Here is a 17,626-nt window from a genome sequence, read left to right as displayed (position 1 = left end):
TTCGGAACGATTCAGTGACCAAGCAACATTCCTTTGATCGCGAAGAACTGCTGGCCTGCTCCCGCGGCGAGCTATTCGGCCCCGGAAATGCACAGCTCCCGGCTCCTAACATGCTGATGCTTGATCGCATCAAGCACATTCACGAAGAGGGCGGTGAGCATGGCAAGGGCGAGCTGATCGCCGAGCTGGATATCACGCCTGACTTGTGGTTCTTTGACTGCCACTTCCCTGGGGATCCCGTTATGCCTGGCTGTTTAGGGTTAGACGCCATGTGGCAGCTAGTTGGGTTTTACCTGGGCTGGCTAGGCCACCCTGGTCGCGGACGTGCGCTTGGCTGCGGCGAAGTTAAATTCAGCGGACAGATCCTGCCGGATGCACAAAAAGTGACCTATAGCATTAATATTAAGCGTATTATTACCCGACGTCTTATCTTGGGTATCGCCGACGGCACCGTAACCGTCGACGGACGCGACATTTATCAGGCTAATGATCTGCGCGTTGGCCTATTTACCTCCACTGCGAATTTCTGAACAGGAGGCTCCCATGCGACGAGTGGTAGTCACCGGCCTTGGCATCGTATCTTGCCTTGGCAACGACCAACGACAGGTCCTGGACGCGCTCAAAACTGGGCGTAGCGGTATTCGTTTTAAGGAAGAGTATGCCGAGCGTGGCTTCCGTAGCCATGTGGCAGGCAGCGTCGATATCGATCTTGAAGCACTCATTGACCGCAAACTGCTCCGCTTTATGGGCGACGCGGCGGCCTATGCTTACGTTTCTATGGCCCAAGCTATCGAAGACGCTGGGCTAAGCGAAGCGCAGGTCTCCAACGAGCGTACGGGGCTTATTGCGGGCTCTGGCGGTGCTTCAAGCGCTAATCAGGTTGAAGCAGCCGACATACTGCGCGAAAAAGGTCTGCGCCGCGTTGGTCCTTATCGCGTCACTCGGACAATGGGTAGCACTGTGTCAGCATGCTTGGCAACGCCGTTTAAAATCAAAGGCGTCAATTACTCCATCTCTTCTGCCTGCGCGACCTCCGCACACTGTATTGGCAGCGCGATGGAACAAATTCAGCTTAACAAGCAGGATGTGGTATTTGCCGGTGGCGGAGAAGAGGAGCACTGGACCCTCTCCTGTTTGTTTGATGCCATGGGTGCGCTCTCTACCCACTACAACGATACCCCTGAAAAGGCCTCACGCCCTTACGATAAAGCTCGTGACGGCTTTGTTATCGCCGGCGGCGGTGGCATGCTGGTGTTGGAAGAACTCGAGCACGCTAAAGCCCGCGGCGCCAAGATCTATGGCGAACTGGTGGGTTACGGCGCGACTTCTGACGGCCATGATATGGTCGCCCCTTCGGGAGAAGGTGCTACGCGTTGCATGCGTCAGGCGATGGCAACGGTCGATGGTGATATTGACTACATCAATACCCATGGCACTTCGACACCCGTCGGCGATGTTGCCGAACTGAAGGCGATACGCGAAGTGTTTGGGAATACAACACCTGCCATGAGCTCGACCAAATCGCTCACCGGCCACTCCCTGGGGGCTACCGGTGTACAGGAAGCGATCTACTCACTGCTGATGATGCAACACAACTTTGTTGCCGCCTCAGCGAATATCACCGATTTGGATGAGCAGGCCGACGGCTTTGATATTGTCACCGAACGCCGCGATGACGTGACGATAGAACGTGCCTTGTCTAATAGCTTCGGCTTTGGCGGTACCAATGCGTGTTTAGTCTTCCAGCGTTTCAACGACTAACGCTACGGCTACTCGCATGATAAGCATAAAAACGGCGCCCATTTGAACTGCACCCCAAAAGTTGGACGCTCATCCAACGATTGGGGTGTTTTTCATGACGAAACATAATGAAGCGTTCAAGTTACTAGTAGTGCAACGCTACGCAGAAGGACAGCAGGGTTACAAGAGTCGCACTATATCCATTACTACAATCACGAGCGGATTAAGACCAAATTAAAAGGCCTGAGTCCGGTGCAGTACCGAAATCAGGCCTTGGCTGCTTAGTTTTTCACTGTCCAAGTTTATGGGGTCAGTTCACATTGGGCGCCGTTTTTATGCTCAGGCTTTTATGTACAGGCGTAACGTATACGCAAAAGACGGTTACCGAGAGGTAGGCCGTGGCACGTCTGAAATTTCCTGTAACTGCGCTTCAATCCACGCCTCGACGTCTGCGAGCACTTCATCGGGCATACGCCCGGCTGTTTCAATCGGCTTACCAATGCGCACACGCAGTACGCCTGGCCGCTTAACCCAGTGGCGGCCTGGCCAGCGTTCACCCGCATTATGAGCCACCGGCAATACCGGCACCCCTGCCCGACACGCCACCACGCTGCCACTTTTGTTATAGCGTTTGCGGATGCCTGGATCTACCCGTGTCCCTTCAGGAAAAATCAGTACTGAAAGCCCCGTTCCCAAACGCTCGACGCCTTGAGTAAGCACTTGCTTCATCGCCCGTGCTGGTTTCGAGCGGTCCAGACTAATCGGGCGAAGCAGACGCAACCCCCAGCCAAAGATAGGCAGGCGCAGTAATTCGCGCTTTAACACGGTACATACCGGTGGCTTCATCACCTGTAGAAACACGGTTTCCCACTCACACTGGTGGTTGGCTTGAATCACACACGGGCCACTGGGCAGGTTTTCCCGCCCTTGGATGTCGTAGCGCACCCCGCAGGCAATACGAAACCACACCATCAAAAAGTAGTTATACAAATTAAGCAATCGGTAGCGGCCAGACAGTGGAAGAAACGGCGCAATGGGCAGAAACAGGATGCCGATCATCAGCATGGCCAAAAAGTAGCCAGCATAAAAGACCAAGCTGCGAACCACATTTATCAAGCCGACGCTCCTGTATTGCTGACACGGTTACTTTCACGGGTTAAACACCACGTATCCAACATACGCCCAGCCTCTAACCGCCACGGTTTTTGATGAACGCCAAACACATCCAGCACACGCCGGCAGTTCAAAACGCGCCGTAGCTTTGCATCATGATGATGTTTAAGCGGCTGAACCTCGCCGAGGGTAATCTGCTCACCGCGCCCCTCAAGGTGCGTTAACAGCTGAGTACGCACCATGGAGGTAAAGGTAAAGGCGCTGACCGGCTCGGTGCCAGCAAGATGGTAAGCCCCCCAAGCCTCAGCACCGCTGACCTGCTGCTGTAGCATGCCAATCAGCGCCATGGCAACGGCATCCGCGGAGGTCGGGCAAAAAATCACATCCTCCGCAGCGCGCACTGCCTTCCCGAGTACCAAATCACCAATGATGTCATTTAGCCACGCATGGCTTCCTTCCAGCGCAAACAGCGGGCCTAAGCGCACAATCAAATGACGCCGAAACTCCGCACGGATGCGATCACCGGTCTGCACCAGACGGCGCAAGCTATCATCCCGTGGCGCGGGCACCACATGCTCATCAATGGGGACATCCAAACCATCTTCATAGAGCTGATCGGAGACACACCATATCAACGCTACGTCTTGCGCCTGGCAGGCATCCAGACAAATATCTACCGCATCGGCATGCGCCGTCACATCCGCTGGCGCCATATTCAGTGGATGGGCCAACGGTGGAATAATCACGGCGTCGGGGGCTATCGCCTCAAGACGAGAGGCGGTAATGATTGTACCCTGTTCAATGACTAACTCCGTATCGGCGCGACGGCTTGCTTCCCGAGCCAGTGCCAAGTTTAAGCAGTGGCCGGCATCCAATATCAAAAGTTTCACAACCATCCTCTGCACAATTTACAAACATTAGTGCCAACCACCCAAGATCTAGGCACTGTCGTACAAGATAAGGCTCATGGCTGCCGCTCGGCGACAGGAGCGGTACACTTTACTGGTTCTCGCCCCCCGTAGGAAGCCTCCTCACCGCCGTGACCGACGAATTTGGCCGCTATTACGGTCAGAATAAACCGCGTAAAAAACCAATCTTAAATAGCTGCATAATGGATATTATCAGAGTAAAGCGCCTTAAACACTGGTGACGAGATGGAATCAACCACAGTCTATTGCTTAAAAAACTAATAACTCTCTAATGACATCCTTGACTATATAGGCAGTAAAAAGAGTTCAAATAGTAATCAATCATCAACTCCAAAAAAACTAAAGCCTCATCATAAGATAATCATTTTTTTAGCCATATTTCTAAACAACTTACCAAACACTCATATTACATGAGCTATAACCCTCTACTTTCTAAAAATAATATTTAATAAACCAATCAGACAATACAACGACATTAGAAATTTAACCCTTGTGAGATATGAGAGGTTAACTAAGGTAGAAAATTGTAACGAGCATGGAGCCAAGGTGGCCACTACACGGCTCATGGGGATCTGATGCTCAGCACCTTCTCAATATCAACAACCCTAATATGCCAGGTGTTGCCTGCAATTAGCTAATTACATCACAGGGGTGTCTTATGTTCTCTATTTCTTGGGTCGATGCAGCGAGTGGTGAAGTCCAGCGTGGCTTAAACAGCGCACAGACAGTGGCAGTAGATGAAATAGAAAATAGTGCAATCCGTATCATTCCTATCATTAACACCCCCCTTGATTCGTTATCTCTTACGGAATCAATCGAATTAACCATCATTAATAGCGAGGGTGAGTCACTAACGCTCACGAAAACATCTACACCTTTTATCTTCGATAACCTCCCTAACCTTACCAATGGTGACGTTCAACTACTGATTAGCGCACTCGACAGTGGAGGCAACTTAATTGAAGCTGGCAGTGAGGCGGTCACCTTTGAAGTCACCGAAAGCCTTCCCGTGCCCCCTGTTTTCATCCCCATCCGTATTCAGGCAGAAGATACCGACAATACAGATGGCGACAGCAACTATGCTGTTATGACAGGCGGCGTGACCACGTCCGCCGTCGGTGAACCCAATGCCGTTAATGCTGATGGCAATGCCTATGCCGATTTTGTCGGCCCGAGTGGTGAAACTCTTACCTTCAATATCGATGTCCCGGAGGCGGGTGAATATGAACTGGCGGTAAGCTACGCCTTGAGTCGAAACAACGATGCTGTCGCCAGCGAACGTAACCGCCCTCTGCGTCTAGAAGTGAATGATCAGTTGGTTGATCGCATGTTTGACCTACGCAGTACCAGCCCCGAAGGCAATAATAATGCAAGTGACTTCACTACCTTCGCTGAACGCACCATTATTGTGCAGCTTCAAGAGGGGCAAAACAGCGTCAGCTTTACGTCAAATGGCCTCAGCGGCCCCAATGTGGATTATCTCGAGATCCGCAAACCCGCGCTAGGCAGTCAGGTGATCCAAGGCGAAGAGCTTTTTTTGTCACCAGAACCCGACCTAACCCCAGATGGCATCGATACCAATCGCCCGGTGACTACCGCCAATATCGTAAGCCTCAACGACACCTTTCGAGTAGGTGCCGAAGAGGCTAGCTACCTGGATTGGGCATTTGGCAATGTAGATGCTTATGGGGAATTTGTTTATCAAGCCCCCGTCGCAGGCACCTATTCCATGACCGTGACCTATGCCAGTTCCAGCGGCAGGCCGCTTGATTTGTCGCTGGTCGAAGGCAGCGGCTTAACGAGTATTGGCACCTTTGCATTTGCAGAAACAACGCCCGCCCTTTATATGCCCGATGATCTCGATGATCTGCCCAGCGGCGTAACTACCAGTACGCCCGCTGCCACGCAATGGGAAGGTTGGACGACAGAAACACTCGAATTCACGCTAGCCGCTGGCGAAAACTTACTGCGGCTGGGCGGCCGCGCCAACGGCCCCAATATCGATAAAATTGAGATGGCGTTGGTGGCGGCAGAGCCTTCCGCACCCACAGCCCTGCTGCTAGATAACAACAGCGTGCTGGAAAACCAGGAAGGCGCCGTTATTGGTCAGCTCATTGTGGAAGACCAGGATGACGACACCCATAGTTTTACTGTCAGCGACGAGCGCTTCGAGGTAGATGTCAGCGGCGTATTGCGCTTGAAAAGCGGCACAAGCCTTGATTTTGAAACGACAACCTCGGTCAGCGTCGAGATAACCGCCACTGACCCGGCGGGTGCGAGTGTTAGCGAAACATTCGTCATTGCCGTTGGTGATGTTGAAGATAGCGTTACACCTCCTCCCGAGCCCGCCGATCCCATCCGTTTACAGGCGGAGGCGTTCGATACTGCCACAATCTTCACCATCGAGAACATCGCCGCCGCCGATGGCGGCCAAGCTATTCGCTTACCCGGCAGCAGCGAAGGCACGGCCAGCTATGCACTCGATGGCAAGGTGGCTGCCGGTACCTATACCATCATCGTCGGCTATATCGACGAGAGCGATGGCGAAAGCACTGCTCAACTGAGCATCAGCAACGCCGAAGGCGAAAGCTTCAGCGGCGATTGGACGTTTGACGACGATGCCAACAGCGGCAACGGTGTTCAGCCGCAAAACTTTCGCACTGCCACCTTTACCGACGTGACCGTAGGTGATGACGCTACCCTGTCACTCAGCGCCAGCTCGACGGCGCTGGAGTACGCACGCATCGACTATATCGAGTTTGTACCCACCGGCAGCGTGGAGCCGGAGCCCACTATCCTGCTGGGCATTGCCGATGCCGACCCGGTGGTAGAGAGTAGCGATGAGGGCGTCACCACGCTGAGCTTTGCGTTGAGCGCCTCAAACGCTTTTAGCGGTGACGTGGAGCTTACCCTGGAAATTAATGGCGTTGCCGACACCCGCACGGTCACCTTCACTGACGGAGTCGCCACCCTAGCGGTTGATGTCGCCAACGACGACGAAGATAACGGTAGCGAAACCGTCACGGTCGCCCTTATCGGCGCCACCGATGACAGCTTCGCCATCGACAGTACCGCCGCGACGGCCAGCGGTAGCGTCAGTGAAGATGACGAAGCGGTAGTGCCTGCCGATCCCATCCGCCTCCAGGCGGAAGCGTTCGACACTGCCACGACCTTTACCATCGAGAACATCGCCGCCGCCGATGGCGGCCAGGCCATTCGCCTGCCCGGAAACAGCGAAGGCACCGCCAGCTACGCCCTGGAGGGCAAGGTGGCCGCCGGTACCTATACCGTCATCGTCGGCTATGTCGACGAGAGCGACGGTGAAAGTAGTGCCCAGTTGAGTATCGGTAACGCCACCGGCGAGAGCTTCAGCGGCAATTGGATCTTCGATGACGACGCTGACAGCGGCAACGGTGTTCAGCCGCAAAACTTTCGCACTACCACCTTTGCCGACGTGACCGTGGGCGATGACGCTACCCTATCGCTCAGCGCCAGCTCGACGGCGTTGGAGTACGCGCGCATCGACTATATCGAGTTTGTGCCCACGGGCAGTGTAGACCCGGAGCCGACTATCCTGCTGGGCATCGCCGATGCCGACCCGGTGGTGGAGAGTGGCGATGAAGGCGTCACCACGCTGAGCTTTGCGTTGAGCGCCTCAAACGCTTTTAGCGGTGACGTGGAGCTTGCCCTGGAAATTGATGGCGTTGCCGATACCCGCACGGTCACCTTCACTGACGGTGCCGCCACCCTAGTGGTTGATGTCGCCAACGACGACGAAGATAACGGTAGCGAAACCGTCACCGTCGCCCTTATCGGCGCCACCGGTGACAGCTTCGCCATCGACAGCGCCGCCGCAACAGCCAGCGGTAGCGTAAGCGAGGATGACGAAGGAGAGCCACCCGTAGAATCAATTCGCCTACAGGCGGAAGCGTTCGATACTGCTACGACCTTCACCATCGAGAACATCGCTGCCGCCGATGGCGGCCAAGCTATTCGCCTGCCCGGCAACAGCGAAGGTACCGCCAGCTACGCCCTGGAGGGTAAAGTGGCCGCCGGTACCTATACCGTCATCGTCGGTTACGTCGACGAGAGCGACGGCGAAAGCACTGCCCAACTGAGCATCAGTGACGCCACAGGCGAGAGCTTCAGCGGCAATTGGATCTTCGATGACGACGCCGACAGCGGCAACGGCGTTCAGCCGCAAAACTTCCGCACCGCCACCTTTACCGACGTGACCGTGGGCGATGGCGCTACGCTGTCGCTCAGCGCCAGCTCGACGGCGCTGGAGTACGCGCGCATCGACTATATCGAGTTTGTGCCCACGGGCAGCTTGGAGCCGGAGCCGACTATTCTGCTGGGCATCGCCGATGCCGACCCGATGGTAGAGAGTGGCGATGAGGGCGTCACTACGCTGAGCTTTGCGTTGAGCGCCTCAAACGCTTTTAGCGGTGACGTGGAGCTTGCCCTGGAAATTAATGGCATTGTCGACACCCGCACGGTCACCTTCACTGACGGGGTCGCCACCCTAGCGCTTGATGTCGCCAACGACGACGAAGATAACGGTAGCGAAACCGTCACGGTCGCCCTTATCGGCGCCACCGGTGACAGCTTCGCCATCGACAGCGCCGCCGCAACAGCCAGCGGTAGCGTAAGCGAGGATGATGCCGTTCCAGACACTGTCGCACCCATCGTTATCCAGGCAGAGGATGCTGCCCTGGTCACCGTCAATGATAGTGGCGTGCCCTCCAATGCCGATTTCACTCGGGTGGTAGATCCTAATAACAATGATGCCTTCGGTAATTACCGCGAAGGCGCCGTCGGTGGTGCCTATATGGACTTTGGCACAAACCCCGGCGACGAGGTTATCTTCAACGTTGAAACCGAGGTAGCCGGCACCTACACCGCGGTCATTCGTTACGCCAACGGTAGCGCAGGGCCCCGCCCCCTTGACCTAATGATCAATGGAACGCCTGCTCCCCAAGCGGCTTTCCCGCCGGCAGTCAATGATGGCGTCAACGACCCATGGGATAGCTGGCTAGAGCTTGAAGTGGAGATGGAGCTTCAAGCTGGCCCCAACAGCGTCTCATTTGCCATACCGGCTGTGGCCGATGGCGGGGTCAACAACGGGCCCAATATCGACCAGATCATCTTCAACTACCAACAAGACGATGGAGGCGAGACACCCACAGACCCCTTCCTGTTTGAGATTCAGGGTGAAGCGCTCACCATCGACGATGATGAGCCTACCCCTGATACAGTGGTGCGCGACGCCAGTAACCCCGAAACGAATGAAGCGGCTGGTCCCGATGGACTATGGGATGGCTATACCGGCAGCGGTTATCTCGATATGGGGGGTGAAGCGGGTGACGCGGCTTTCTTTGAGGTGGCAGTTGAGGAAGCGGGCACCTACACCCTGACGGTGCGCTATACCAACGGCGATGGAGGCGGTGCCGACCGGCCCATGAATATCCTGGTCGGCGGCGAAGCACAGGGGGCTCTGGCCTTTCCTACCACGGGCGCAGGTAACGACGGTTGGCTGACCTGGCAAGAGGCTACCATCGAGTTAGAACTGGAGGCAGGCAACAACACCATCCGGCTGGAGAACGTCGGTAATGCCGGCCCCAATATTGATAGCCTGAGCGTCAGCCGAGAGGGTATTCAAGAGCCACCGGTTGTCGAGCCAGGTGAGCGCTTTGCCGTCAAGATCAATTTCGAGCCCGATGGTTTTGCCACCCCCGAAGGCTATATCGCCGATAACGGTCTCGCGTTTGGCGAGCAGTCTGTCGAGATTGATGGCCAAGTCTACCAGTATGGCTGGGTCACCGAGGCCTCCATTGCCGATGGCACCGAGAATGGCACCATCCCAATGGCGATCGATACCCTCTCCAGTGTCGCCGTCAACGACCGTACCGATGAGATTGCCGGGCTTGATCCTCGCCAGGGCACCTACGCTCACTTCGATCAGCCCGCGGAAGGCTATGTACGCGCCGGCTGGGAAATGGAACTGGACGACGGCTATTACGAGGTCACCATTGCTATCGGCGATACCTCAGGCCCATATGACAGCGTCAACCTGATCAACGCAGAGGGAGAGCAGTTCAATACGCCCTTCTCACCGCTACGGCCGGATGATTTCCCCGCGGACAGCAACCCCAGCAACGACACCGAAGGCTTCCGCTCCGAGTTGGTCACCCGGATGGTGCAAGTTACCGATGGGCGCCTGACCCTGGATTCGATTGGCCTGGGTGAGAATACCGAGATCCAGTATATCGAAATCCAGTCGCTTCCCGACCTGACACCGGAGGATGACCGTGAGGCACCGGAAGATTACGCCTTCTTCACCGACCCGCGTGCCATCGCTGGGGTGGGTGAGAACGAGATCCGGGTCGAATTAGACGCCGAGGACGGCACGCCCCCCACCGGTGTCGATCCCGATTCGGATATTTTCGTGGGCATCTCTGTCGTCGATGGCCGCGGCGGCGCCCTGCTGGAAAGCTTAGGTGACGGCTCCGTACAGCTCTTCGAAACTGTCAGCGGCGAAGAGGTAGCTCTCAACGTCAACACTACCGGCGGCTTCGATTCGTTGACGATTTCTCCCAACAGCATGCTCAAAGAGTTCACCAGCTACACCCTGGTCATCGAAGGCTTTCAGGATCGTGGCGCCAATGACGACCCAGACGCACCGACCCGGGAATTTCAGAAATTCACCAACACTTTTGTCACCGGTGAAGCCTCTGAAATTGTGCCAAGAGAAGTAGCATTCAACGATGTCATTGAGCTCAACGGCGCTGCCGACAACGCCTACCAGTTCACCTCGCTGGAGCTATCCCCTGATGGCAGCAAGATGTACATCTCGAATATGCTGGGCGAGATCAAGCGTTACGACGTTAACCCGCAAACCGGTGCGCTCTCCAATGAGCAAGTGTTGGCACTCGACTATTTTGCAGGGGATTCGGCAGGATCGCGGGGCATTATCGGCCTAACCTTCGACCCTACCGATCCCAATGTCCTGTGGGTAAGCGATAACTATCCGATTCCACTTGAAGGGCGTGATAATGGCGTCCCCGATTTCAGTGGACGCATTTCCAAGATTACCCTGGAAGAAGGTGACGCTTTCAACGCCACTGCTGAAGCCTATATCACCGGACTGCCGCGCTCCAACGGCGACCACGTTACCAATAGCCTCGAATTCCGCGCCAACCCCGAATTCGATGCCAACACCAACCCAGACGTACCGAGCCACTTGCTCTACCTGCTGCAAGGATCGAACTCGGCGATGGGGGCACCCGATAGTGCTTGGGGTAACCGTCCTGAGCGCCTGCTCAGTGCCGCTGTCATGGAAATAGATCCGACCCGTGAAGCGCCAGCAGGTGGCTTTGATGTGACCACCGAGCCCTTGCCTGAGGATGGCTTCAACCGCCGTTTCACCGACGATGACGGCGTTGATTTCAAGGCAGACCCGATTGCCATGGGTGATGACCGTTTTCTGGTCTTCGCGGCCAACGGTACCGCAACAGTAGAGGATTCCGATGGTAACTTGATCGAGAGTTATTATGATCCTTTCGCCGATGACGCTGTGGTCAAAATTTTTGCCACCGGCGTACGCAATGCCTACGATCTGGTCTGGCACTCCAATGGCAACCTCTATGTCCCGACCAACGGTTCGGCGGCTGGCGGTAACGTACCGGATGACCCCTCGACGCCGCAAAATGAATACGCAGGTAACGTCGAAAAACAGGACGACTACCTGTTTACGGTTAAGGAAGGGGGCTATTACGGCCATCCCAATCCCCTGCGCGATGAATTTATCCTCAATGGCGGTAACCCAACCGCAGGCAACGATACTAACCAGGTGGGCAACTACCCGGTCGGCCAGCAGCCTGATCCCAATTACGATATTGAGGGCGTCTATTCGCTAGGCGAGAACCGTTCTCCCAACGGCGTCACCGAGTACACCAGCGGCGTGTTTGGCGGCAACCTGCAAGGCAGCGTGCTGTTCACCGAATATTCTGGTGGTGACGATATACGCTCCATTACTTTCGACGCCGCAGGCAACATCACTGGGGACGAAGTGCTCCGCGATGTGAATGGTAACGTTATCACCTACATAGACCCGCTGGATATTATCGAAAACCCGGCCACCGGCCAGCTCTACCTGCTGACGCTGAACCGCAACAACGGTCAGAGCCAGATCATTCGCCTCGACCCCGCTCCTGGAGGTGTCATCGTTGACCCAGAAGAGCCTGATGATGAGCTGGTGTCGCTACTCACTATTCAGGCAGAAGACAATACGCCCAACGATGGTACCAGTGTATCAATTGCTCAAGGTGGTGGTGCTGAGATTCAGATCCGCACGGTGAATAACCCCGAAGCCAACCAGCCAACCGGTGTCCGCCCTGGCGCCTTCGGTTTGGACGGTAACAATGATGATACCGATGGCGTATTAGGCGGCTATGCCGATTTTGGCAGTACGAATAGCGACTTTATCACCTTCAGTTTCGAGCTATCAGGGGCCGATGCGGGTGATTCAGTGCTGCGAGTTCGCTACGGTAACGGCGACACGGTTAATCGCCCGCTGGAAGTATTCGTCAATAACGTTAGCGTAGGTACCTTCGGCTTCAGCCCACCCGCTGGCGTCACTGGCGATGATGCCTGGAACGAGTGGCTAACGCTGGATATCCCAGCGTCGCTGGTATCAGGGCTTAATACGGTACTCTTCCAGGCCGTCAATAATACGGGCCCCAATATCGACCAGTTGGAGATCCTACAGGCCCCCGAAGACACATCGCCCGGCTACACCGACTACGAAGCTGAAAACGCTCAGCTCGATGGGCCGGTGATTATCACCAACAGTGAGGATGACCGCAACGCCTCGGGTGAAGGGTTCGTCGATTTCAATGGCACCAGCGACCAGAGTATTACCTGGACAGTAGAGGTCGATGAGGCTGGCACCTACGACGTTGGCTTCCGCTATGCCCTGGCAGCCTCCAAGGCTGACCGTCCAATGGTAGTCACCGTCAACGGTATCGATATTGGCACGCTCAATTTCCCAGGTCAGAGTAACGAAGCTGAGGATAACTGGTTCTTCCAGTCAACCGAGTTAACCCTGGGCACAGGCAGCAATACTATTACCGTCACAGCCCCGGGGGCCAATGGCCCCAATGTCGACCTGCTGCGCATCGCGGATACCCCATTGGATACCTTCGAGCCCGTTTACGCAGACATTGATGGCAGTGGCCGTATCGAGCTGGAAAGCGGCGATAGTGCTCGGGCTGTCAATGACCGTACCGCCGACTTCTACTTCACGGTGAATGAGGACGGCGCCTACAAACTTGACCTGGCCGCCAATGCGGGCGCACCGGATGGTGGTGCGTTGACGCTGCTGCTCAACGGGCAGCCGGTGGATGAGATGAGTTTCCCAGGCGTTGGCGAGGCCGGCGAGCAGTCCGCCTATATCGAGCTTCAGGCGGGACTCACCTACAACCTGCGGGTTGTTTCCACGGCGGATGGCGTCGATGAAATCGACTACCTCGATATCTCGCCCGCCCCCGGCGACCCCGATGCGGATATCGGTATCCAGAGCAACGATGCGGCCTACTACTCCGATCGCTTGCACTTCAGCTACCTGGAGAACGACAGCGCCTCCAACCCTAACCGTGACTATAAAGAGGATGCCACGGTCACTATCAGCAATACCGGCACCAATGAGCTGGTTTTTATTGACGCCGATCTTGATGGCCCCTTCACTCTCGTCGATCCCGATATCTTCGCTGGCCTGACACTGGCTGCAGGAGAATCGATTGACGTGCAAGTGCTGTTTGACCGCGCGGCCTATACGCCACCCACTAACGATGCAGGCGACGGCGTCTTTGAGGGAACGCTGCGCCTGGTCACCAACGATGCGGACACCCCCGTCGCCGAGGTGCACCTGGCAGGCTTCTGGCAGGCGCGTGACGAAGGCGGCTGGGAGCCCAACGTCAACGAGGTCTGGGAAGTGTTCGGTTTTGGCAACGTCATCCAGGGGCTAACCACCGTAGGTGGTGGCGAGAACTCGGTTCTCAACGACTTCGACCTTTACCGGCCGGTCAATGATGACGAGGTGATGTCACGTTACTGGAAGATAGCCGATGGCTTTGAGTCGGCCACGATTACCCAGTTGGCGGCCTACCACGGCAACGGGGGAGCAACGCTGGGGATTCATAATCCCGGCAATAAAAACCAGGATATTATCCTTTCCGATCATGCAGGCGACAATAACCAGTCGCTACTGCCTATCAAGGCCAATGGACAATTCGCGACGGCAACGTTCACTCGCGACCAAATCCCCGACGGCTGGATCGGTAACGATATCTTTGGTATCGAGGTTGCCAATCTCTCAACCGACCCGTCGCTCAATCCCACTGGAGGCGGCACGGTACCGCCAGGGGCGGAAGACATTGAGCGTGGCTATACCGTGCGGGTATTCCAGGCACTGGATGCCAATGGCAACGTAATCCCTAACACCTACCTGGGCGTGATGGATTACACCGGCATCAACTATGACTACAACGACAACATGTTTGTCATTGAAGGGATCTCACCGGTTTCCGGCGGTGAGATCTCCATCACCAACCTGGATGGGGTACCCTCGGATGATCGCCTGGTGATGAGCCGAATAGAAAACCCGGCCAACGCCAGCCAGGTGTTCCACGACGAATCGACCTTTACCATCACCAACGATGGCTTCGCCGACCTGGAGATCAGCAGCCTGGCAATTTCCGATCCGAGCCTATTTGAGATCGTGGGAGCCACCGAAAACCTGATCATTCCCGCCGGCGGCACACTGGATGTCACCGTTCGCTTTATCGCCGAGGATTTCGATGACGGTACGCTGTATGAGTCCACGCTGACCATTAACTCAAACGACGGTGATGAGGGAACCAAAACGATCCAGCTGGCGGGGATTGCCCAGGGCCAGTCGGAGAATGGCCAGGAGCCGCTGGTACAGGAGATCATCGACGCCTTCGGCTTCTCGACCAATGTGGCCGAGGGGCAGATGAATCAGGGCGGGCTGGTAGAAGCGAACGGGGATGAGATTCTCTCGCCCTACTTCCAGCGTGCCGACGGTCAATCACCGATCAAGATCACCCAGTTGGCGGCGTATCATACCCAAGGCGATGTGGCGCGACTGTTTATCCACGATGTGGATAGCCGGGATCGTGACGAGATACTGGCCCACGACGAGCAGGATGGGCAGACGCTGCTGCCGCGGGCACTCAATAGTGGCGACTTGCTGACCACCACCACTCTCGATCGGGACGCGCCCTTTGGCTTCTTTGCGGACATTACCGGTCGCCAAGGCTACATCTCCTGGTCTGACCCCAATGCCAACCTCTACGAAGACACCATCGATGCTATCGGCAGCCCCGGCACCAACCTGAATTGGGACGAAAACGACGGCCACCTGATTCGCGTCTACGTAGCAAAAGACGCAGCAGGCAACGTCATTCCCAATACCTATATCGTGATTCAGGACTATGCGGGGGTGAACTACGATTACAACGACAATATCTTCCTGGTCGAAAACGTCCAGCCCTATGACCCCACCGGGGTGGAGGATGCCGATGGCAACGGCCGCGTCGATCTCTATGACGACAGTGACGGCGATGGCATTCCGAACTTCCTGGATGACCAGGCACCTGTAGAGCAAACTGCTTACAACACAGGTGAAACGCCGTGGACACTAGGGGCAGATGGATTGACGCTGGAAGCCAAGCTGTTCGATAACGGTGGCCAGGGCGTGGCCTACAACGACACCACCACCGCCCATCAGGGTGCAGCGTTCCGCTCCGACGAAGCGGTGGATATCTCCAACGGCACCGAAGCCTTGGGTTATATCGCCGATGGCGAGTGGGTCGAGTACACGCTCAATGTTGAAACGGCAGGCACCTATGCACTGAGCTTCCTCACCTCGGCAACATCAAATGGAAAATCCATCACCGCCGCTTTTGAGCAGGATGGCAACTTCCAGAGCAGTGCCTCGATCAACCTGCCCAATACCGGCAGCTTCACCAGCTTCCAGACGGTTGGCCCACTGGAGTTCGATCTTGATGCTGGCGAGCAAGTGTTGCGACTGACGTTCAACGGCGGCCAGCTTGACCTGCAGTCGTTCAGCTTCGAGGCGATCGACCTGGGAGAGGAGGAGCAACAGCCCTTCAACACCAACCAAACGCCATGGCTGGTAGAGGATGAAGGCCTCGTGCTGGATGCCGTCAACTACGATAGCGGCGGCCAGGATGTCGCCTACAACGACAGCAGCGAGAATCAGGAGGGTAGCAACTTCCGGGGCGATGGCGTGGACATCGTCGGTGACGGTTCGGCCATCGGCTGGATCGAAAACAATGAGTGGGTCGAGTACACGCTCAATGTGGCTCAGGCAGGCACTTACGAGCTCTCCTTCCTCTCGGCGCTGGGGTCGACCGGTGGTGCCGCACGCTCCATTACTGCGTCCTTCGCCCAAGGGGATAGCCCTTACACCACCGCCTCGCCGGTCAGCGTGAACTACAGCGGCAGTTGGACGACCTTTGTACCCACCGACAGCGTACAGGTAGAACTGGAAGCCGGTGAACAGGTGCTGCGCTTAACCTTTAACGGCGGCTCCCAAGACCTGGCCTCGTTCTCACTCGCCCCGATCACTACTACCGGCAGCCAAATACCCTTCAATGACAGTGGAACCCCCTGGGAGGTGGGCGACAGCTTCACGCTGGATGCCGCACTATTTGATGTCGGCGGTGAAGGCATCTCTTACAGCGATAGCGATCCTCAGCAAGAAGGTAGCAATTTCCGTGAAGGCGGCGTTGATATCGTCGGTAATGGCACAGCGATCGGCTGGGTTGATGTTGGAGAATGGGTTGAGTACACCATCGACGTGGCCCAATCCGGCACTTACAGCCTATCGTTCCTCGCTTCGACTCCCTCAAGCGATGTCACCATCACTGCCGCCGTCGAAAAAAATGGGGCGTTCTATCTGGAAGCCAGCTCACCGCCGCTGCCCAACACTGGCTCCTGGAGCAACCCTGTTGCCAGTGACGGTATGTTGCTCGATTTACAGGCCGGGGAGCAGACCCTGCGGTTAACCTTCAACGGGTCAGCGGGCAGCGACTTGATGGACTTCCAATCATTCACCCTTGAACGTGAGAACGTACAGCAAGCCTTTAACGAGGAGGGCACCCCCTGGTTGATTGACGACGACGGCCTGTTTCTCGACGCTATCAACTACGACCAGGGTGGCGCGGGCATAGCCTACAACGATAGCAGCGAAACCCAACTGGGTAACGCCAGCATTCGCGGCGAAGGTGTGGATATTGTTGGCGACGGTGAGGCCATAGGTTGGATCGCCAATAATGAATGGGTAGAGTACACCGTCGATGTCGTTGAAGCTGGCGAACACACCTTCTCGTTTATTACCGCGACACCTTGGTCTGGCCGCAGCATAACGGTCGCCGCTGAGAAAGATGGCGTGTTCTACGCACAAGCCTCCCCGCTTAGCGTTCCCAATAGCGGCGACTGGGGAAACTATGTCCAAGGGCCGGAGGTGACGCTCAACTTGCAGGAAGGCGAGCAAGTGGTACGGCTAACCTTTAATGGTGGCTCAATGGATCTTCAATCACTCATCATTGAGCAAAGCGAGAACCAGCCCTCAGCACTAAGCCTTAATAGCGGCGAAGATGCCTTGGGAGTGACGGGAGTTCAAGAGCCATCAACGAGTGAGCTGTTGTTCTAACCGCGGTTACCAAGCCTGGTACGCAATATAGCCCGCTTTTTAGCGGGCTATATTGTGATCTCGTTAATCGTTTTAGGCGTTT

The 17,626-nt window shown here is 56.0% G+C and carries 5 protein-coding genes and 1 pseudogene; 4 read left to right on the top strand and 2 right to left on the bottom strand.

Annotated elements, in window-relative coordinates; genetic code table 11:
- Nucleotides 1-14: 14 nt before the first annotated feature.
- The 3 genes and pseudogenes from fabA to YERSI8AC_RS00485 form a co-directional block, all read left to right on the top strand.
- Complete coding sequence (gene fabA, locus YERSI8AC_RS00495; protein ID WP_022520895.1) at nucleotides 15-530, top strand: 3-hydroxyacyl-[acyl-carrier-protein] dehydratase FabA; 516 nt, start codon at nucleotides 15-17, stop codon at nucleotides 528-530.
- A 13-nt stretch (nucleotides 531-543) separates the two neighbouring features.
- Nucleotides 544-1,761: a beta-ketoacyl-ACP synthase I gene (fabB, locus tag YERSI8AC_RS00490; protein ID WP_022520896.1), complete on the top strand. Its 1,218-nt coding sequence runs from the start codon at nucleotides 544-546 to the stop codon at nucleotides 1,759-1,761.
- 171 nt (nucleotides 1,762-1,932) lie between these two features.
- Nucleotides 1,933-2,025: pseudogene (locus tag YERSI8AC_RS00485) on the top strand (IS3 family transposase); the annotation flags it as partial.
- Between the two features lie 96 nt (nucleotides 2,026-2,121).
- Here the strand turns inward: YERSI8AC_RS00485 and YERSI8AC_RS00480 are convergent.
- Both YERSI8AC_RS00480 and YERSI8AC_RS00475 read right to left on the bottom strand, forming a co-directional pair.
- Nucleotides 2,122-2,856 carry a lysophospholipid acyltransferase family protein gene (locus tag YERSI8AC_RS00480; RefSeq protein WP_022520897.1) on the bottom strand — a complete coding sequence of 245 codons (735 nt, stop codon included), beginning with the start codon at nucleotides 2,854-2,856 and terminating at the stop codon, nucleotides 2,122-2,124.
- On the bottom strand, nucleotides 2,853-3,743 hold the full coding sequence (locus YERSI8AC_RS00475; RefSeq protein WP_022520898.1) for a sugar nucleotide-binding protein: 891 nt from the start codon (nucleotides 3,741-3,743) through the stop codon (nucleotides 2,853-2,855). Before YERSI8AC_RS00475 ends, YERSI8AC_RS00480 begins: the two co-directional genes overlap by 4 nt.
- Before the next feature lie 697 nt (nucleotides 3,744-4,440).
- Between YERSI8AC_RS00475 and YERSI8AC_RS00470 the strand changes: the two genes are divergently transcribed.
- Nucleotides 4,441-17,544, top strand: a complete 13,104-nt coding sequence (locus tag YERSI8AC_RS00470; protein ID WP_159175900.1) for a carbohydrate-binding protein — start codon at nucleotides 4,441-4,443, stop codon at nucleotides 17,542-17,544.
- Nucleotides 17,545-17,626: the final 82 nt, after the last annotated feature.

It is taken from the genome of Halomonas sp. 113 (assembly GCF_904067645.1).
GTDB classification, from domain to species: Bacteria; Pseudomonadota; Gammaproteobacteria; order Pseudomonadales; family Halomonadaceae; genus Vreelandella; species Vreelandella titanicae.
The sequence above is the reverse complement of the archived record's forward strand: the minus strand, read 5'-3'. Positions and strand labels throughout refer to the sequence as shown.